Annotated in this window: 18 protein-coding genes and 1 pseudogene; 10 read left to right on the top strand and 9 right to left on the bottom strand. The window is 42.4% G+C overall.

From position 1 onward, the window contains the following. Nucleotides 1–295 precede the first annotated feature (295 nt). The 4 genes from AC2YHV_RS15870 to AC2YHV_RS15855 all read left to right on the top strand — a co-directional run bounded on the left by AC2YHV_RS15870 (nucleotide 296) and on the right by AC2YHV_RS15855 (nucleotide 4,118). A complete protein-coding gene (locus tag AC2YHV_RS15870; RefSeq protein ID WP_487373573.1) occupies nucleotides 296–880 on the top strand; it encodes a biotin transporter BioY in 585 nt (194 codons plus the stop codon). Next, nucleotides 859–1,566, top strand: a complete 708-nt coding sequence (bioD, locus tag AC2YHV_RS15865) for a dethiobiotin synthase (protein ID WP_487373572.1) — start codon at nucleotides 859–861, stop codon at nucleotides 1,564–1,566. The genes AC2YHV_RS15870 and bioD overlap by 22 nt, the downstream gene beginning before the upstream one ends. Then, nucleotides 1,563–2,945: an adenosylmethionine--8-amino-7-oxononanoate transaminase gene (gene bioA, locus AC2YHV_RS15860; RefSeq protein ID WP_487373571.1), complete on the top strand. Its 1,383-nt coding sequence runs from the start codon at nucleotides 1,563–1,565 to the stop codon at nucleotides 2,943–2,945. The genes bioD and bioA overlap by 4 nt, the downstream gene beginning before the upstream one ends. Before the next feature lie 225 nt (nucleotides 2,946–3,170). Further along, nucleotides 3,171–4,118 (top strand): hypothetical protein, encoded by a 948-nt coding sequence (locus AC2YHV_RS15855; RefSeq protein ID WP_098865844.1) that lies wholly within the window; start codon nucleotides 3,171–3,173, stop codon nucleotides 4,116–4,118. Between the two features lie 210 nt (nucleotides 4,119–4,328). On the opposite strand, the gene AC2YHV_RS15850 is transcribed toward AC2YHV_RS15855, so the two are convergent. After that, the gene (locus AC2YHV_RS15850) at nucleotides 4,329–4,520 is read right to left on the bottom strand and encodes a hypothetical protein (RefSeq protein ID WP_063574880.1); all 192 of its coding nucleotides are present in this window, start codon (nucleotides 4,518–4,520) and stop codon (nucleotides 4,329–4,331) included. Nucleotides 4,521–5,301: 781 nt separating this feature from the next. Between AC2YHV_RS15850 and AC2YHV_RS15845 the strand changes: the two genes are divergently transcribed. The 3 genes from AC2YHV_RS15845 (at nucleotide 5,302) to AC2YHV_RS15835 (ending at nucleotide 6,323) form a co-directional block, all read left to right on the top strand. Continuing rightward, nucleotides 5,302–5,574 carry a YesK family protein gene (locus AC2YHV_RS15845; RefSeq protein ID WP_141554929.1) on the top strand — a complete coding sequence of 91 codons (273 nt, stop codon included), beginning with the start codon at nucleotides 5,302–5,304 and terminating at the stop codon, nucleotides 5,572–5,574. 38 nt (nucleotides 5,575–5,612) lie between these two features. Next, nucleotides 5,613–5,858 carry an alternative ribosome rescue factor ArfA gene (gene arfA / locus AC2YHV_RS15840; protein ID WP_053536603.1) on the top strand — a complete coding sequence of 82 codons (246 nt, stop codon included), beginning with the start codon at nucleotides 5,613–5,615 and terminating at the stop codon, nucleotides 5,856–5,858. A gap of 69 nt (nucleotides 5,859–5,927) precedes the next feature. After that, nucleotides 5,928–6,323, top strand: coding sequence for a hypothetical protein (locus tag AC2YHV_RS15835; RefSeq protein ID WP_487373570.1), 396 nt, complete (start codon nucleotides 5,928–5,930; stop codon nucleotides 6,321–6,323). A gap of 281 nt (nucleotides 6,324–6,604) precedes the next feature. Here AC2YHV_RS15835 and AC2YHV_RS15830 read toward each other — a convergent pair whose 3' ends face one another. Then, the gene (locus tag AC2YHV_RS15830) at nucleotides 6,605–8,098 is read right to left on the bottom strand and encodes a peptide MFS transporter (protein WP_098865847.1); all 1,494 of its coding nucleotides are present in this window, start codon (nucleotides 8,096–8,098) and stop codon (nucleotides 6,605–6,607) included. 339 nt (nucleotides 8,099–8,437) lie between these two features. Here AC2YHV_RS15830 and AC2YHV_RS15825 point away from each other — a divergent pair, with 339 nt between their 5' ends. After that, on the top strand, nucleotides 8,438–8,662 hold the full coding sequence (locus AC2YHV_RS15825; protein WP_057279147.1) for a hypothetical protein: 225 nt from the start codon (nucleotides 8,438–8,440) through the stop codon (nucleotides 8,660–8,662). Nucleotides 8,663–8,746: 84 nt separating this feature from the next. Here the strand turns inward: AC2YHV_RS15825 and rsiV are convergent, their stop codons facing one another. Together rsiV and sigV are read right to left on the bottom strand one after the other, a co-directional pair. Beyond that, entirely contained in the window at nucleotides 8,747–9,616 is an 870-nt protein-coding gene (rsiV, locus tag AC2YHV_RS15820; RefSeq protein ID WP_487373569.1) for an anti-sigma-V factor RsiV, read from the bottom strand. Beyond that, entirely contained in the window at nucleotides 9,601–10,116 is a 516-nt protein-coding gene (gene sigV / locus AC2YHV_RS15815) for an RNA polymerase sigma factor SigV (RefSeq protein ID WP_278088716.1), read from the bottom strand. Before sigV ends, rsiV begins: the two co-directional genes overlap by 16 nt. A gap of 185 nt (nucleotides 10,117–10,301) precedes the next feature. Here sigV and AC2YHV_RS15810 point away from each other — a divergent pair, with 185 nt between their 5' ends. Beyond that, on the top strand, nucleotides 10,302–11,708 hold the full coding sequence (locus tag AC2YHV_RS15810; protein WP_057279149.1) for a polysaccharide deacetylase family protein: 1,407 nt from the start codon (nucleotides 10,302–10,304) through the stop codon (nucleotides 11,706–11,708). Between the two features lie 99 nt (nucleotides 11,709–11,807). Here the strand turns inward: AC2YHV_RS15810 and AC2YHV_RS15805 are convergent, their stop codons facing one another. Beyond that, on the bottom strand, nucleotides 11,808–12,527 hold the full coding sequence (locus tag AC2YHV_RS15805; protein ID WP_053536610.1) for a YebC/PmpR family DNA-binding transcriptional regulator: 720 nt from the start codon (nucleotides 12,525–12,527) through the stop codon (nucleotides 11,808–11,810). A 259-nt stretch (nucleotides 12,528–12,786) separates the two neighbouring features. Here AC2YHV_RS15805 and AC2YHV_RS15800 point away from each other — a divergent pair, with 259 nt between their 5' ends. Next, nucleotides 12,787–13,512, top strand: a complete 726-nt coding sequence (locus AC2YHV_RS15800) for a DUF4261 domain-containing protein (protein WP_487373568.1) — start codon at nucleotides 12,787–12,789, stop codon at nucleotides 13,510–13,512. 320 nt (nucleotides 13,513–13,832) lie between these two features. Here the strand turns inward: AC2YHV_RS15800 and eutC are convergent. The 4 genes and pseudogenes from eutC to eutH all read right to left on the bottom strand — a co-directional run. Then, nucleotides 13,833–14,567 (bottom strand): annotated as a pseudogene (gene eutC, locus AC2YHV_RS15795) (ethanolamine ammonia-lyase subunit EutC); the annotation flags it as partial. Nucleotides 14,568–14,590: 23 nt separating this feature from the next. Beyond that, nucleotides 14,591–15,955 carry an ethanolamine ammonia-lyase subunit EutB gene (locus AC2YHV_RS15790; RefSeq protein ID WP_487373567.1) on the bottom strand — a complete coding sequence of 455 codons (1,365 nt, stop codon included), beginning with the start codon at nucleotides 15,953–15,955 and terminating at the stop codon, nucleotides 14,591–14,593. 18 nt (nucleotides 15,956–15,973) lie between these two features. Continuing rightward, nucleotides 15,974–17,380, bottom strand: a complete 1,407-nt coding sequence (locus tag AC2YHV_RS15785; RefSeq protein ID WP_487373566.1) for an ethanolamine ammonia-lyase reactivating factor EutA — start codon at nucleotides 17,378–17,380, stop codon at nucleotides 15,974–15,976. Between the two features lie 18 nt (nucleotides 17,381–17,398). After that, a complete protein-coding gene (gene eutH, locus AC2YHV_RS15780; protein ID WP_034310619.1) occupies nucleotides 17,399–18,670 on the bottom strand; it encodes an ethanolamine utilization protein EutH in 1,272 nt (423 codons plus the stop codon). Nucleotides 18,671–18,696: the final 26 nt, after the last annotated feature.

The raw sequence follows: 18,696 nt of genomic DNA, 5'->3' as shown, positions 1-18,696 counted from the left end.
TTGCAAGTGCACCATCAGCCTCAATGGGCAATTAACATTTAGCAGTATCAATGGAGCGATAATATTTGTTAACCTAAATTATAAAAAGTTAACATATCGTTAGAATAATAACATACATACAAAATATTATTCAATGGCCTTTTTTCAATATTTTCCTAGTTGTCCTTTAAATCCTAAGAAAACTGGCACTTTATATGTTAACCAAATAACAAATTAGTTGACATATAAAATAGGAATCAGGCAAACTAATAGTGGGCATTCTGCCAGCACTTTCAAAAAAAAGGGGGGTAAAAACTTGAAAGCAAGGACGATTTCTTATGTGGCCCTTTTTACCGCGCTAACTGCCATCGGCGCCTTTATTAAGATACCTATCCCTTACATACCATTCACACTGCAAATTCTGGCAGTCTATTTGGCAGGCGCATTGCTGGGGCCCCGGCTTGGGATGCTCAGTCAGTTATGCTACGTCTTGATCGGACTTATCGGGTTGCCCGTGTTTGCTGAAGGCGGTGGAATCGGCTATATATTCAAACCCACTTTCGGCTATTTGCTCGGATATATTCTGGGAGCCTATGTAAACGGGTGGCTGATCAACCGGTTTTCCCTCTCCACGATTCGTTCCATATTCCTTGCTAACGCTGCAACTTTGCTGACCGTTTACTTCTTCGGCTGCATATGGCTGTATGGTGCAATGAAGTGGATTGTGGAAACGCCGCTTTCCATCAGCCAAACGATTCTTTACGGCTTTTTATTACCGGTACCAGGTGATTTACTGCTGTGCATTCTATGTGCTGTCATCATTCAACAAGTACGTCCGCGAATTGCAAGATATATAAACGTAAAGGAGCTGAATCATCCATGGGCCAAGCCTACTTCATAACCGGAACTGGCACGGATATTGGAAAGACCATCGTCACGAGTGCACTTTATCTTTCTCTTCAAACGTTTGGAAAAACCGTCACGATCTTCAAGCCATTTCAAACAGGAATCAATGAGGAAACGAATACATACCCGGATATATCTTGGTTTGAGCAGGAACTCGGTGTAAAGGAATCGGGGTTTTACACACTGGAACCCGAAACCTCCCCACATTTGGCGATTAAATTAACCGGCAGTCTCATCGATGAGAAGAAAGTCGTGGAAAGGGTTCATGAACTTGAGGAAATGTATGACATCGTATTAGTCGAGGGCGCTGGAGGATTGGCTGTGCCGCTTATTGAACGAACGGAAGGTTTCTATATGACGGCCGATTTCATAAGGGATTGCGGGATGCCTGTCCTCTTCGTATCCACAAGCGGTTTAGGGGCGATTCATGATGTCGTGACGACCCATTCTTATGCCCAAGTCCATGATATAAACGTGAAAACCATTTTGTATAATCATTACCGGGCAGAAGATCGGATTCACCAAGACAATATCGAAACCATTGAAAAGCTGACTGGGCTGAATGGCCTAGCCTGCATCCCGACACTGGCCGATGTTAGAAAAGACCTGAGGATCTGCATCCTTGATTTGCTTGGTGATCAAGAATATACCCAACAACTGAAAGAGGTGTTCGAAGCATGAACAGTCAGGATTTAGAACAATGGGATAAGGAATATGTATGGCATCCGTTCACACAAATGAAAACGTATCGGGAAAGTAAACCACTTATCATCGAACGCGGCGAAGGCAGCTACCTGATTGATGTGGATGGCAAACGCTACCTCGATGGCTATGCTTCATTATGGGTGAATGTGCACGGGCATAACGAGCCGGAATTAAACGGCGCCCTAATTGAGCAAGTGAATAAAGTCGCGCACTCGACGCTGCTCGGATCTGCGAATGTACCATCGATCTTACTGGCGAAAAAACTGGCAGAGATCACTCCTGGTTCTTTATCGAAAGTCTTTTACTCCGACACGGGATCAGCCGCTGTGGAAATCGCCCTTAAAGTCGCTTATCAATATTGGCAGAATATCGATCCCGTCAAGCATCGGAATAAAAACAAATTCGTCTCGCTTGACGAAGCATACCATGGAGATACTGTCGGTGCCGTGAGTGTGGGCGGAATGGATCTATTCCATAGAATCTTTAAGCCCCTCTTATTTCAACGGATTTCAGCCCCTTCACCATATGCCTATCACATGACTGAATATGGAGATCCCGAAGCCGTGAAAAACCATTGCTTGAAGGAACTGGAGAAGTTACTGCAAAAACAATCCGAGGAAATTGCAGGATTGATCATCGAGCCGCTCGTGCAGGGAGCAGCAGGCATCATTACCCATCCCCATGGCTTTTTGAAAGAGGTCGGGCAATTATGCAAAAAGTACAACATCCTCTTAATTTGTGACGAGGTGGCTGTAGGCTTTGGTCGAACCGGTACGATGTTTGCCTGTGAACAGGAAGACGTCGTCCCCGATATCATGTGCATGGGTAAAGGGATCACTGGGGGATATATGCCACTCGCCGCCACCATCATGAACGAGCAGATCTTTCAATCCTTCTTGGGGGAACGGGAAGAACATAAAACCTTCTATCATGGTCACACCTATACAGGAAATCAGCTTGCCTGTGCCCTGGCCCTGAAGAATATCGAGCTAATGGAAAGCCGCAATCTCATTAAAGACATCCAGGAAAAATCAAAATACCTATCACAAAGACTGCAAGCGCTATACGAACTTCCGATAGTCGGCGATATCCGCCAACGCGGCTTCATGATTGGAGTGGAAATCGTTAAAGACCGCCAAACAAAAGAAACGTTCACCCTCCAGGAGAATGTCGTTTCCGAAATCATCCATACAGCACGGGAAAATGGCCTGATCATCCGGGAACTCGGTCCAGTCATCACGATGATGCCGATCCTTTCCATGTCAGAAAAGGAACTCGATTTCATGGTCGAAACCGTCTACCGCGCCATTCAGGAAGTCTCCATTCATAAAGGATTGATTCCAGCAGCAAACTGATGCACAAAGAACCGGAAGAGCAGAGCTCATCCGGTTCTTTCCTTTCTTCACAAAACACTTTGGAAATTCGGAGTACATATCCTGATTTCCTTCCATTGTCTGCACGGCTAAAATCTCATTAGCCTCTTTTTCAGTTTTACAAACCTATAGATTTTAACCTTGATATTTTTAATATTTTTGGGTATTTCTGCTATAATCAGGGTAAAAGGAAAGAGGTGAGCCGTTTTGTCAGGCATAGAAAAAGCGTATGATTCCCCTACCAGAAAAGACTGGATCAGGACTTTTTATACTTTTGCTTATATAAGTCTGCTCATTCTAATTATCGTCTCTGGAATTATTCGCTATTTTCAGGCACCTGCTGGTAATGTTCAAGAGTCGAAACAGGAACAATCAAGTAACAGTGAAAAAGTAAAGGAAAGTAAAGTCATTGAAAAGGACCCCACCGTAACATCACTGGTTTTAAAACCATTAGCGGAATCACCAAAAGCAAAAATCATATTTGAACATGTCGGTTACTTTTTAATCCTGCTATTCCTTTTTATACTCATACCAATCCCGCTATTGAGCGTTAAAAGATTTAAATTCATGACCCTCGAAGTTGAAAGAGAATCCCAAGCCATCGAGGTAGCTAAGAATTTGACCATTCAACAAGATAAATTCGGACTTCTCTCTTACTGGTTAAAAGAGGATTTTAAATCATTGTTTTTAGAAGTTGAAAGGGATAATACAAGCTATAAGGACTTTCTTGAAGAAATGCTCTTTTACATGAGAGATCACTATAAAAATAATTGGGACTCCCATTTTGAATTTGATATAGTGACGGAAACCAAGTTTAAACAGAATTATTCAGCTCCTAAACTTGTTAAAAAATCTCTTCCCTCTGCAAAAGTGAAAGGAATCGGGCTTCCTATCAATAAAGAGAATGATAGATACATACACTTTAAAAACTTTATGATCCACACAATTAACGTCGAGGAAAATCTTTTGACTGAGGAAGAATGCTTAATTACTTATGTCATTGTCCTAAAGAGCTATCGAACCATTTTTGATGAATATGACGGCCATTTAGTATCAGGCTTAGCTTCATTAACATATGAATTATACCGAAGATATCACACATCTTTGGCTATTCAAGAAGAGGAAGATGTTGAATCTGAGGAAGAAATTAAGTAAAATAAAGGAAAGAGGTGATAACGATGTCTTTACCTAAAAGAAAATATAGTAAATCCAAACTATTTAAATCCGCAAGTAAGGTTGGTAAGTCACAGCCTCACGAGGTCGTTATTCCAACTTATCATTCGAACAAGTTGACACCGAATAGTCCGTCAGTAAAAAAAGTATTATCACATGTAAATTAAAAATAACCCCTGATGACTCACGGGGTTATTTTTTAAGTCCAAGATATGTATTAATATACGGTTCCAGAATAGGGCTCCTGCCGATCCAATCCTTAGCTGATTTTATATGATCGGGACTCCATACAGGTGAAGATGGCATTTCAGTACCTTTAGGTTTGGACCCGACTTTCCTGGCGCTTCTCAATAGTAGCTCATACTTGTACTTCCTTCCCTCCATATCTTCCCTCCTACCCATAAAACACCTATCGTTATATATAATTATGTTTAAATGACTTTTTTATGCGGAGCCATTGGTCATCTTGTAAAAAGACTGTTTCACTAAAATATCCACAGATGTAAAAGATTGGATATTTATTGTAAACTGGATAAGCAAAGGAGAAGATTTGCAGTATGTCGATAACAAAGAAAAGATTTTTCATAAGATGTATAATGGGTATCATATTCGTGTTTCTTGCTAAGTCTGGTCTGCAATACTTCAGTGGCGAAACGATAAGGTGGTCAGGGAATTTAGGATATGCATTCTATTTTGTAGCAGGTATTGTACTTTTCAGCTGGCTATTTGGAGATTTTGATAAAAAAAAGGCCGATCACCCGTGTAAGTGAACTTGCCTGTCTGTACAAACCCGGTAACTAATTGATTTTGCCTCCAGTTTTTTTGAGGGCTTTTACGAATTGCATGTTGATTTTCGCTTCAGGCACTCGCTTTCCGCGGGCGGTCGGCCCTCGGCGGTATGCGCCTGTGGGGTCTCCCCTAGACACGCTTTTCCCGCAGGAGTCTTACACACCTGTTCCAATCAACTTTGTTTTTAAATTTAATAGAACCCCTATCCAACAATATTAAGAATTTAGTTAACCTCACCTTTACGTTCGACTTTTGTTTTCCTCACGCACGCATCCAAGAAAATGACCACCACCGGCTGTCTTTTTCATGATAAAATACAATATACAATTTACTTATTATGGCATTATTCACATGATGAATTAGAGGAGGTTACAAAATGATGTTCGGAGTTCCCCTCCTGATTGCTTGCGTCCCTGGTATGCTAGTAATACTTTTAGCATGGTGGTTTAGGAAATTACATTTATCTTTATTTGTTAGGCTTTTACCAGGCATATTAACCGTTATAACTTCAATTATTTTGTTTTACATCGGTTTTGTGAACATCAGAGGGTTTGAAGGAGCTGGATATGGAATATTGGCTTTCTTTTTACTTCCCTTTGCAATTGTGGCTTCGATTATTGCGAGCAAAAACAAAGGTGTACAAAGCTAAAATTCAGTTCAAATACTATAAAAGCAGGAATATATTCAATGACTAAAACGAATAAAACCAATAAGAAAACCATTGGTGAAATGGCAAATAGCCGAATGCGTTGGACGTTTGACCCCTCCACCCGTATTGTTAAAAACAAAAAAGGAAAAGGTTCTTACAACCGGAAAAAAGAGCAATCCTATAAAGGATGCTCTTTTTTTCATATTAGCCTAGTTCTTTATGGTAACCGTATCATTTCTGAAATTCCACTTCGCTCTTTTGGAATCTATCAAGTTGAAAATTAGTTTATCATGGAATCACTAGAAATATAGTTAGGAGATAATGATAATGGCAAAAAATCAAAAAGGTATAAGATGTTCGTAAACCCTGCATTAATTATTCTTTTGAGTATTTCTTTATTTTTCAGTATGATTGTACCAAATGTTCAAGCAGCTGGATATGTGTATAAATCTGGCGGAATTACTTATGATTGCACTACTGTTAAGACAATGTCAGCTGTTAATGTAAAAAAAGCTGCTGCTCAAATGTCTTCATTTTCTAACAAAGTTAATGGATTAACTCTTGCTGTTGGTTGGTTTAATAAGTATATAGGTACAGGTATGGGTGTTTTCGCAATAGGACTAGGTATTTCAACTTCTAAATGGAATAATGCCGCTGCAGCTGGAAAAAAAGCTAAGCAAGACCATTGCGTTAAGCGGAATTGGGATGGATACTCAGCTCGTTCCATAGCAAGATATTTATTTTATTAAGGAATGAGGAGGGTTTAAATGAAAAATAGATTGTACTTAGGTATTCTATTTTCGATATATTTCATTTTAGGATATTGTATTTTTTTTATCTTCGATATCGAGCCCATACCCAAGATTATTTTATTTTTTGTCTTAGTGTTCACTGTGGATCCTATTAAAAAAAAGTTAAAGGTTTGAATCACGGCCTCAAATAAAAATCGATATAGCACCCAATCGGGAATTTTCGAGGGCACAAAAAGTAAAAAAAAAGATGACCCGCGGAGGTCATCTTTTTTAATGTGTTAGCGAATGCCTTTCATGTAACCTTGAATCTTTGGTGATAAGGCCATCAGGGCCAGTCCAAGGATTATTGAAGCAACACCGATCACTCCAAAATAAGCCATTTCGGTCTGAGGAGTGTAGAATCTGACGATTTGTGCGTTCAGTGCTTGTGCTGCTGCACTGGCCAGGAACCACAGGCTCATTGTTTGTGCCGAGAATGCAGCTGGAGCCAATTTAGTAGTGGCAGAAAGTCCAACTGGGGATAAGCAAAGCTCTCCAAGTACTACAAGGAAATAGCTTAGTACAAGCCATAACGGATTGACTAATGCGTCTGATCCACTGAAATAAACAGGAAGCAGGATCACCAGGAATGATAAACCGGCGAACAATAAACCTATTGAGAATTTTTGCGGAATGGTCGGCTGACGCTTTCCTAGTTTAATCCATAACCATGCGAATACTGGTGCAAGGGTAATGATGAACAAAGGGTTCAAAGATTGGAACCATGCCGGGTTTATTTCCAATCCTGCAAAGTTCAACTGTGTCCGTTTGTCTGCATAGCTTGCCAATATTGTTGCACCTTGCTCTTGAATCGCCCAGAACATGACGGCTGCTATAAACAAAGGAATATAGGCAATCAAGCGTGAACGTTCAACAGAAGTCGTTTTCGGGCTGCGATACATGAAAATGAAATAAAGGGTCGGAATTACGATTCCTAGAATACCTACAAGATTAATAAAAGTTTCAATCGTTAAGATGCCTGCAGAAGCAGTGATACCAATGATGGCAGCTATGATAAGCGCGGCTATCCCCAATTTAGTGAATACTTTTTTCTTTTCATCCTGTGATAATGGGTTAGCAGGAAGAGTTCCAGCCAAGCCCAGGTTCTTTTTCTTTGTTGTAACAAAGACAATGAGACCAATCAACATACCAATTGCTGCAAGTCCAAAACCAAGATGGAAGCTGTAGTCCATACCGACTGTACCGACAACAAATGGTGAAAGGAATGCACCCATGTTGATACCCATATAGAATATACTGAAACCGGAATCCCGGCGTTCATCATTTTCTGCGTAAATTTCCCCGACAATGCTGGAAACATTCGGCTTTAATAAACCAGTACCCAGAACAATGAGTACCATGGAAACAAAGAACATGGAAAGACTGCCTGGTACAGCAAGGACAATATGCCCGAGCATGATCAAGATACCGCCGTAAAATACGGCTTTTGAAGTCCCGAAAATCCTATCGGCGAGCCAGCCGCCAATTATACCTGACATATATACTAAAGATCCATAGATGGATACAAGGGCAAGGGCCGTGGGTTCATCAAGACCTAATCCCCCTTTAGAAACTTCGTAATACATATAGTAAACAAGAATGGCCTTCATGCCATAATAGGAAAAACGCTCCCAGAACTCAGTAAAGAAAAGGGTGAATAATCCTTTAGGGTTTCCAAAAAAACCTTTTTGAGGTACACTATCCACAATTTTCTGTTTATTTATCGTTGCCATACCTAGCCCTCCTTTTATTATTGTATAATAACTTTAAATTTCACTATTGTAAACAAATATTTAGTATATTTAAATAATTAATTTCAAAATAAATAGAAGTAGGCTTTCCACCATACAAGCAAAAGTCCGGATTTCGCACTAAAAAACATTCCATATAATCTAATAGAAAGCGGCCATCAATGATATATTACCCTAACTTCATCCATGGTATTACGCTTGATATCACTTTGGTTGCCATGTACTTATTAACGAGAAAAGGAAATGATGAATTTTGAAATAACCCCACCACAACCGTTATATTCACCGTATAATAGATATAAAAAAAGAGGAGGCACCATAATGTTCGGGATCATAACCGTGGTAATGATTTTTTCCATCCCCATACTCGGAATACTGACAAGCCATTTCGAAAAACAGTCAAAAAACAAACATAAGATGCTGCAAGTTGAACTGGAGCTTGAAAAACTTAAACATGAAAACTTCCTTATGGAGACGGAAAAAATGAGGCTGGAACTGGACCAGATGAAATTCGAACAAAAAAGAGACGAACCAAGGTTACTGTAAGTAGTAACGTTGTTCGTCTTTTTTAATGGATATTGTGCCGTTTTAAAAACCTTCCGCCCATCATAGAATTACAATAGGGCCGTTTTAATGGATATATTGATCGCCAACAAGAAGGTCTGACAGCACCTTTGTCGGGATGATGAACTCGACGGCCCCCATGTACCCCGGCGCAGCTTCATAGCTGTTAAAGGCGATGACTAGCTTGCCATCTTCGTTTATATAAAAGTTTTGGTTTTCATCGATGCCTTTAAAAGCAGTAAAATCATCATCTTCCACCCAATATATCTTTTCCGGATCTTCAGCCATCTGCCGCTTCATCTGTTCCTTGATGTTCTCGCTGATCACCTGAAGATAGCGATTATCTTTAAATAAGCTATTTAGCGTTAACAGCACTTCGTTTTTCTTGTCGACTGTATCGAATTGACTTTCTGTAGAACTGGAAGCAGAAATCGTATCCGTATAACGCTGTACGGATAATATCGTTTCATTATCCGTCAATATCACATATCCGCTTTCCACCGAGATATTGCCCTTTTCCCCTTCCTTCAGTTTTGACATGGAATCCGTGAATTCCTTATAAAGCTGCTTGCTTTCCGATAAGTATTTTTCATTCAAGCTATCTTCGAGCTGTTTATTCTCGAGACCGGATATTGCAGGCGTTTTGATTACTGCCGAAGAATTATTCGCTTCTTCTTTCCATTCGACGAAGGTAATCACTTTGATGACCTTCTCGACTATCGGTATATCACTCATGGCTTTCGCCGCTGCCGGACTGATGTTTACGGAAGCTGTCAGAATCAGGAGCGCTGCAGCCGCTGTCACGAGGATATTCCTGCCAATCCTCGGCTTTTTCCTTGGCTTTTCATTCAAGGCTGCTTGAACGACATCATTCAATTCCTTTGGTATCGGTATTTTAAGATATTCTTCCCGCAGATCTTTTAATTTTTTTTCCATCTTTTCGTTTCCTCCCGTTCAGTCATGTTGATCCGCAATAGTTGCAGCGCTTTATATAATCTCGTTTTAATCGTGCTTACGTTTTCTTCCAGCACTTCCGCTATCTCGTCCAGCTTCAGGTCCTCAAAGAAACGGAGGACGACTACCGATTTGTACTTGACTGAAAGTCCTTCCAGGGCCTTTTGCAAATCTAGGTCAGGATAGTGATCCTCCTCACCGCGGCGCAAGTATTCTATTGTTTCATCATCGGCGACGGTCAGTTTCTTCTTCTTCCGCAAAACATCCAGTGCCGTTCGGACGATGATCTTATATAACCAACTATCTATAGAAGCGGCGTCTTTGATTTTGCTGCTGGAGGCTAGCGCTTTCCTGATTGATTCCTGCACGATATCCAGGGCATCCTCTTGGTTTTTGACATAGTAAAAAGCAAGTCTGTACAAATTCTCTTGCCTTTCGGTTATCCGGGCCGCGATTAATTGATTCATTTCTGGGTTTTTCATTACATGTTAGAGCTCCTTACATTTAAATTACGTATCCTAGGTACAAAGAATAGACGTTGGTGCAGCGATAAAAGTTTGAAAATGAGCAAGAAAATATATAAATATAAAAAAATGAAATTTTTTACAAACTTTTAAGGCTTTTGGCGCGTCTATATAGTAGAATGATTATCGAGGTGGAGTGCATCATGAGGAAATTAAATTATAAAAAAGTCTTTATTTTTCTATTTTGTCTAACAGCTGCTGTAGGAACGATGGGGTTAGCCATTAAAAGCCTTGCTTTTGATAAGAAGAGAACCGTTTCGGCCTATACAACTGATAAAAATTACCCAGAAGCCGATATTCAAACGTATGTGAAAGATAATACGAAAGGCGGGTATTCAGCCAGCAGGCCCGTTCTGCATTTAGAAAATATCGACAAGCAGCTAGAAGCCTACATAAAGAAAGAAATTAAGGATTATGAAAAGAAATGGAAAGCATCCGACGGAAAAGCTTCCGAGCTTAACCTCACCTATACGATCCTCCATTTCAGCAAACAGACCATTACGATTTCCTTCGATAAATATGAGCAAGTGGAAGGAAAGAAGCAGTCTGGAACCCAGATCTTCACTTATGATATTCCATCTCAGCAAAAGCTCTCCATAGAAGACATCTTTGCCACGGATACTGATTATTTATCCGTTTTATCCGATATTGTTTTTGAAGAGTTAACGCAGAAGGAAGAAGAAGGCATTTCAAACAGTCTCATTAAAAAGGAAAACAAACTGAAGGCAGCCAACTTCAATTCTTTTTCAGTCTTGAAAAATACGCTCGTTTTCTACGTTAAGACTGATGATTCAACTAAGACCCATACAATAGCCATCAAGAAGGATCTTTTTAAAGATAGTTTGCTAGATTCATATCAAAGTCAAGATTTGAATGAGGATCGTGTAAAGGAATGGCAGCCGAAACACATCGTCGCCAAACTGCCCGTGCAAAATGAATGGATCGACCCTTCAAAAAAGGTCATTGCCTTGACGTTCGATGACGGGCCGCATCCAAGTCATACCATGTCCATCCTGGAAGTCCTGAAAAAGTATGATGGTCACGCGACGTTTTTCGTACTTGGAAGCCGCGTACAGCACTATCCGGAAGTTCTGCAAAAAATGCTGCAGGAAGGAAATGAGATCGGCAACCATTCATGGGATCATCCGCAGCTGACGCGCTTAAGCAAGAACAAAATCGAAGATCAAATCGAAAAGACCCAAGACGCTGTAAAAAAAGCTACAGGTACTGAGCCAAATCTCGTCCGTCCCCCATATGGAGCGATTAACCATAATGTGCGGGAATACATGGAGGATATGAAAGTCTCACTTTGGGATGTCGATCCAGAGGATTGGAAAGAACGCAATGAAAAGAAAATCGTAAACAAAGTGATGAGCAAAGCCAAAGATGGCAGAGTCATATTAATGCATGATATCTATCAAACTAGCGCCCAGGCTGCAGGAAAAATCATTAAACAACTGCATGACCAGGATTATCAACTTGTCACTATTTCAGAATTGGAAAAGGTAAAGAAAGACCGTGAACTTTCCGGAATCACCATAAGTGAATAATAAAAGGAAAGAGCCTGTTTCGTGATTCGTAAACAGGCTCTTTCCTTTCAAATGAAATAAGCAGACCTTTGATCATATAGCAAAGGCCTGCTCATTTTATCATTCACCAAGATCTACATTATGATAAACTTGTTGAACATCTTCCAGATCTTCCAATGCATCAATCATTTTTTCGAATTGTGCTTGTGCATCTTCCGGAAGGGTTAGGTCATTTTGTGCAAGCATCGTCAGCTCTGCCACTGTAAAATCGCTGATTCCTGCATCCTTGAATGCTTGTTGTACAGCATGGAATTGTTCAGGCTCGGCATAAACGATGACACTTTCTTCTTCTTCAATGATGTCACGTACATCAACATCCGCTTCCATTAACAGTTCAAGAACATCATCAGCCGTTTTACCTTCAATCCCGATGACAGCCGTTGCATCGAACATATAAGCAACAGATCCGCTGACACCCATATTCCCGCCATTTTTCCCAAATGCGGCACGTACATCGGATGCCGTCCGGTTCACGTTGTTTGTCAATGCATCCACGATGACCATTGAACCATTTGGACCGAATCCTTCATAACGAAGTTCGTCATAGTTTTCTTCCGAACCACCTTTGGCTTTTTCAATCGCACGGTCAATGATCGCTCTTGGAACATTGTACGTTTTCGCACGCTCAAGTACGACCCTTAATGCCTGATTGGATTCTGGATCTGGTTCGCCTTGTTTTGCCACTACATATATTTCCCGTCCGAACTTAGCATAAATCCGACTAGTATTAGCATCTTTTGACGCTTTCTTTTCTTTAATGTTATTCCACTTACGACCCATTATAAACACTCTCTTTCATCATTGATATATACGAATAGATAATTAAGATACGGCCCTATGAGAAAACCCACAAGGGGAATTCCTTTGAAGATAGGCTATACGTTTACTAGATTATATTATACATCAATTGTATAATTTTGAAAAAGTCCTGCACATCCCTCACTGGCATTTATCGATACTTTGCGCCATTTTTCATGAAATGCTATGGAAAACATCAGTAGTGGTATAGTATGAAGTGATTGGAAAGGAGAGATGATCCATGAAGGACAACCAAATCATCATCGGGATACCCGGGAAATGGAAGGACCGGACAGAATTGATTCAAACGGTTGCTTCCCAAAGCGAAGGGTATCTGTTAGCCGGGAATGTTTTTCATAACAGTGATAAGAACATTACGTTTCAGGCGGAGGTCCATGATTATGAACCCACTTTAAAAGAGAGCTTTTCTTACGCCAGTAAAGACGCCTTTTCAGAGAATGCATTAGAGGAAATCAATGGCCATACCTTTACCGTTTATATAATAGCCGATGTATCCGATACCGGAACTGTTATCGATTTGATCGATGCCGGGGCAGCGATCCTCAGGGCAGGCGGAATGGCAGTGAAAATAGAAACGGCGGGAATTGCCCATTCAAAGGAAGATTGGCTGCATCTTCATCATAGCCCGGATATTCTCTCGGTATATGCCCATTTTGTCACGATCATCGGAGAGGAAGACTATTATTGTTCTTTCGGAATGAAAGCCTTTGGTCTTCCGGATGCCGTGACACTTAACACAATGAGTCCGAAAGAGGCGGCTGCCCTGCTTAACACATTTAATTATTACCATGTAGGTGAACGGCCTCTCTTTAAGAATGGCGAAACCTTTAGCATTCAGCAAGATGCACCCGACTTTATATTGACGGGCCTTCAAGACTTTAGATATGAAGAAGAACATCCCTTCTACAACCCGTTTGGTTTATGGAATTTAGGGACAAGTAAATAGGGGAGCAATCCGCTCCCCCCAGACTGCAGGCAAATAAAGCGAGTGCCTGCAGTTTTTTTATTTAAAAAGTACTCCAGTCGATTCCAGAAATCCGCTCCCTTTCCGCCGACTGTCTGCCAAGCCTCCTCGGCTCAAGCGCCTGTGGGGTCTTGGCTAGCCAGCTTTTCGGCAGGAGTGTCGCAATTTTCTTCCATCCAATAACGGATTCATAAAACAATAAAAATACATATAAAGCGAGTGCCTGGAGAGGAAATCAACGACCTAGTCTTAATGATCGTCAAATGAGACCATCCGAACTTCCTTTTTTAGACACTAGGGGTTCAACCGAGTTTTTCACGCTTTTCTTCTTCATGTTCCTTCTTCACGAGGGACATGCCGCTCGCTTGGTATTTGAGGATCTTTTGAATGACCGTGCCAAGATGCGCTCCAGCTTCAACAGGAGGAATCCCTCCTTTATGGATGTTGGAAATGACCATCCTCTCCGCTTCAATGGTGCCCAAACGTGGTTTATAGCAAATGTAAGCGCTCAATGATTCAGCACTGACAAGACCGGGCCGTTCACCGATCAACAGGACAATGACCTCAGGTCCAAGGATTTCACCAATATCATCCATCACGGCAACCCGGCCCTTTTCAATATAAAATGGTGTACCCGTATCCAGACCTGCCACTGCCAAAGATTGTTTGAAAGATAAATAGACGTCCTCGACATTTTCTTCGATTGCCTTGGCACTTAAGCCATCGGAAATGATGATTTGAACCGTTGGAGCCTTTATGCATTTTGCATCTATCACCCTCTTTGCTTCATCCGAAAGCTTCCTGCCATAATCCGGACGCCGTAAATAGACTTCCTTATCATCGGCCTTCGTTTTCACCTTGAATAAATCCAAGCGCTTCAAAAGAATATCACTGACTTCACCATATACAGCATCGACGGCCGCTGCATGGTCAAAACGGAATTTCAGCCACGAATCCGTTTTCGGCCGGGTCCCTGACCTGCCTACCCCTATCCGCGCAGGGGTTTTCGCTATCATGGCATCCAAATCTTCCTTATTATTCATTCCCATATCATCCACTCCTAATGGTTAAATATAGTTGGATCACCGGCAAGCTTCGTTAATTTTCCGTTCTCCATAATCCCCATCTTCTCCAGCCAAGCTTCATATAATGGGGCAGGCCGCTTATCCATCGTTTGCCTCAAAGTCGCTATATCGTGATAACTCAAAGACTGATAATTTAACATGCAGTCATCACCCATCGGAGTAGCGATGATGAAATTCACACCAGCCGCCGTTAAAAGTACACCCAAGTCCTCGATATCATTTTGATCCGCCTTCATATGATTCGTATAGCAAATATCCACCCCCATCGGCAGTCCATGCATTTTCCCCATGAAATGATCTTCTAACCCAGCCCGGATGACCTGCTTGCTGTTATATAGATATTCAGGTCCGATGAAACCGACAACCGTATTGACAATGTACGGGTCAAAATAACGGGCAAATCCATAGTTCCTGGCTTCAAGCGTCACCTGATCGATACCGAAATGCGCTTCGGCCGATAACTCGGAGCCTTGCCCCGTTTCAAAATAAAGATGCTGCGGGCCTGTGCCGGTGCCATAGGCCTTCGCTATCTCATTAGCTTCTTCGAGCAATTGTACGTTAATTCCAAAAGAGCGATTGGCCGTTTCCGTTCCGGCTATGCTTTGAAAGATCATATCAGCAGGCGCCCCCTGCTGAACGGCCTTCATTTGCGTGGTCACATGCGCAAGCACACAATTTTGGGTCGGGATGTTCCATTTCTGGATGACATCCTGTGTCGCATGAAGCAGCCGCTTTACGCTTTCGACCGAATCATCGACAGGGTTGATTCCAATGAGTGCATCCCCGATTCCATAGGAGAGGCCTTCTTTTAAAGAAGCCAGCATGCCATCCACATTGTCTGTCGGGTGGTTAGGCTGAAGGCGCGAAGCAAGCGTTCCTTTGTATCCGATCGTGCCATTATTCTTGGTGAGCACTTCGATTTTATTGGCTGCATGGATAAGGTCGAGGTTCGACATCAACTTGGCTGCCGCTGCAATCATTTCACTATTCAATCCCCTGCTTAATCGCTTTAAATCCTCGCCTGTCGTTTCGTCACTCAAAATATATTCACGCAGTTCGGCAACGCTCCAATTCTTCACGGATTGATAGATGTTTCCATTGATGAGACCATCTATGATCCGCGACACCTCATCCTCTTCCGGGGAAAGCAGGGGATAGTTCCTGATGTCCGCCAAAGTCAATTCGCTAAGCACCGCTTTCGCCGCAATCCGTTCTTGAACGGAATCTGCTGCAATTCCCGCAAGCCTATCTCCTGATTTCTCTTCATTCGCTTTGGCCAGGACTTCTTTCAACGATTTGAATTGATGGATTTCCCCAAAGTATTGAGTGGATAATTTCATCGTATGATCCTCCTTTTCCTAACTGTGGAAGGTTAGCGTTTTTACTACAACCGGAACGACCCCTGTCCGCAGCAGCCTTCCTATATCTAAATAGTCACCATGTTCCACTTCTGTCTGATCAATGCAGATGACCGGCAGATCCGCTTGGTTCGCTAGAATGGTTTGACCAAGTGCCTTTCCGTAATCACTATCCATGACAATGATCAGAGGCTGCTGCCGATTCGGTTTTTGCTTCAGTGCCTCGGTAAAAGCGACTGCAAGCCGGTGAATGTCCCGAAATGATTGATAAGGTAAATTCGTTAAATAAAAGGCAAAATTCAGCCCCTCCTGCAAAGCGTCGTAAATTGTGATCGCATCCTGAACAGCCTGTGTCATTTTCGCGGTTACATCATCAAGCCCGCCATGAAAATCGACCCGATAGACTGGAATATTACGGACTGGCAGATGAGAATCATTCACTTCGATGGTTGCTCCGCTGATTTCAGTTGTATGTGCTCCTGCTCCAAGTACAGTCGCCCGAACCGTTTCAACTGGCTGTTCCCACTCCCATGCGGCCAATTCTTCACTTTCCTTGATGGAGGCGGCAAGCATCATGCCGATATCCCGGAAGCTTTCGTCCTCCCGTTCTTCATGATAGATGCAATCACTGACACCGCCCGAGAACATCAACACGTCTATTCGTTCTGTCCAAGATGGCTCCTTCCCAACTAATAGAAGTTCATCTTCTTTTGTGAAGGAGCCAGCCAAAAACCTCGAAAGCACCTTCGCCATTTCATTTGCGATGATTGCCCCTTCACCATTCAAAGGAGAGCGCCCTATTGATTTCAGCCATTTTCCTATTGAAGGAGCAACCTTCACCTTCGCTCCTTCCCACTCCACCAAACGGCCTCCTATATGCAGTGTGCAGGTTCCGCAAAGCATGCCTGAACGGTATACGGCAATATTCGCTGTCCCCCCGCCAATGTCTATGTTCGCTACAGTCTTTCTTGTCTTGATGGAATGTTGATAGGCGCCGGATCCCTTGGCGGCAATGATCCCTTCCAAATCCGGACCGGCTGCCGCTACAAGGAATTCACCCGCCGCATTAGATAACCGGTACACCATTTCTTCTGCATTTTGTTTGGTTGCCGTTTCCCCAGTGATGATGACCGCCCCTGTTTGTATGTTTTCGATCGTGATTCCTGCTTTTTGGTATTCACTTTCCACCATTCTTTGAACAGCAGGTATGTCAATTACCGTCTCGGATACAAGCGGGGTCCTGAAAATGGGACTTCGATACAGAATTTCCTTATCGGTAATTTCAATTTTTGGCACCTGTCCGCCACCCGCCACATTCCTAAGCGAAAGCTCGCTGATAACAAGTTTCGTCGTACTGGTGCCAATATCAATTCCTGCACTGATGATTCGTTCCACCTGTTCATTCACTAAAATCACACCCCAGTTTTACACCACTTGGATTTCATTGCTGTTTTCTTCCTCGTTTTTCGTTTTATATTCATTTATGCCGATAACTCCTGCAGCTCGATCCTTTTCTTCTAATTCCAAAGCTTTCGGAACGGACAGCCAGTAAGCAAGACCGATTCCAATCGCTCCGGCAGATAGCTTTCCGACAATGATCGGTAATATTAAGGAAGGCTGAAAGTTGGCTGTGAATGATAAATGATCACCCAATAGGAAGGCCGCACACACAGCGAAGGAAATGTTTATGACCTTATCCTTCGGCGGCATTTCTTTAACAAGCTTGAACATTGCCAATATATTGGCTACCGTGGCTAATATCCCTGCACTCCCGGCTTTGCTCAACCCGATTTTCCCGCCCATCGCTTCCAATGGCTTGCCTGCATATTTTTGAATCAGGTAAATCATTGGAAATGCACCTGCCAGCATGATCCCAATATACCCCGCCGTTTCCAGGGCACGGAACTGGTCTGCCTTATCGGCCATGATCGGATGGAAGCCCCAAGCACCAAATACTTTGGAAAACAATCCGGTGAAAATTTCCACGATCGAAAACACGAGCACTAGTTTAATCGCGGCGTCCAATATTTTTCCAAACCACATGAAACCTTTGATCATCAAATCCGGCAGGAAATAAAGGCCTAAAGCGAGCAAGACCACAAAAATAAGAAGCGGAGAAAGGTTCAGGGCAATTTTCAAATAGCTCAACGCGAATTCGTATGTAGAATCCGCATTCGTGGAAATCACCTCGCGGATTTTCGAATTCGTCGCCACCACCAGCACGCTTGAGATAAAAGCGCCAATCGGAATCGTCAGGATTCCTGACATGACACCAAGTGCCATGTATTTATGATCACGCTTTTCCAGCATCGCAAGCCCCATTGGAATCGAGAATACAATCGTTGCCCCGGACATAAAGCCGACAATCATCGCCATGATCCAGCCTTCATAGGATTCCTTCAGCTCGGCCGCTAATTGGTAACCCCCCATATCCGTCGCCAAAATCGTTGTTGCGGCGAGGGCTGGATCTGCACCGATCGCAGCGAAAACGGGGCCGCATACTGTATTGATGAACCAAGATAAATAAGGGATCGAGGCCATGATTCCAGCTGCCGGGATAAATATATGGCCAACGGTATGCAAACCTTCCATGAACTGTTTCCCCAAGCCCTGCTCACTGTCTTTAATCGATGCAATAGCACCGACAACGGCACACACCATAATGATATAAATAACGAATTTACCTACCATCTCCATACATATTCCCCCTGAATTCCGATTTG

It is taken from the genome of Peribacillus sp. SRI_006, assembly GCF_057586375.1.
Note: the sequence above shows the minus strand (reverse complement) of the source record. Positions and strands in the feature narration are given on the sequence as shown.

Bases quoted from the DNA above. Each gene is read 5' to 3' on its own strand.
- bioA (WP_487373571.1), top strand. From the start codon at position 1,563: ATGAACAGTCAGGATTTAGAACAATGGGATAAGGAATATGTATGGCAT.
- sigV (WP_278088716.1), bottom strand. From the start codon at position 10,116: ATGAAAAACCCAGAAATGAATCAATTAATCGCGGCCCGGATAACCGAA.
- AC2YHV_RS15850 (WP_063574880.1), bottom strand. From the start codon at position 4,520: ATGGAGGGAAGGAAGTACAAGTATGAGCTACTATTGAGAAGCGCCAGG.
- AC2YHV_RS15845 (WP_141554929.1), top strand. From the start codon at position 5,302: ATGATGTTCGGAGTTCCCCTCCTGATTGCTTGCGTCCCTGGTATGCTA.
- AC2YHV_RS15830 (WP_098865847.1), bottom strand. From the start codon at position 8,098: ATGGCAACGATAAATAAACAGAAAATTGTGGATAGTGTACCTCAAAAA.
- rsiV (WP_487373569.1), bottom strand. From the start codon at position 9,616: ATGGAAAAAAAATTAAAAGATCTGCGGGAAGAATATCTTAAAATACCG.
- AC2YHV_RS15805 (WP_053536610.1), bottom strand. From the start codon at position 12,527: ATGGGTCGTAAGTGGAATAACATTAAAGAAAAGAAAGCGTCAAAAGAT.
- AC2YHV_RS15825 (WP_057279147.1), top strand. From the start codon at position 8,438: ATGTTCGGGATCATAACCGTGGTAATGATTTTTTCCATCCCCATACTC.
- AC2YHV_RS15790 (WP_487373567.1), bottom strand. From the start codon at position 15,955: ATGAAATTATCCACTCAATACTTTGGGGAAATCCATCAATTCAAATCG.
- arfA (WP_053536603.1), top strand. From the start codon at position 5,613: ATGACTAAAACGAATAAAACCAATAAGAAAACCATTGGTGAAATGGCA.
- eutH (WP_034310619.1), bottom strand. From the start codon at position 18,670: ATGGAGATGGTAGGTAAATTCGTTATTTATATCATTATGGTGTGTGCC.
- AC2YHV_RS15810 (WP_057279149.1), top strand. From the start codon at position 10,302: ATGAGGAAATTAAATTATAAAAAAGTCTTTATTTTTCTATTTTGTCTA.
- AC2YHV_RS15800 (WP_487373568.1), top strand. From the start codon at position 12,787: ATGAAGGACAACCAAATCATCATCGGGATACCCGGGAAATGGAAGGAC.
- bioD (WP_487373572.1), top strand. From the start codon at position 859: ATGGGCCAAGCCTACTTCATAACCGGAACTGGCACGGATATTGGAAAG.
- AC2YHV_RS15835 (WP_487373570.1), top strand. From the start codon at position 5,928: ATGTTCGTAAACCCTGCATTAATTATTCTTTTGAGTATTTCTTTATTT.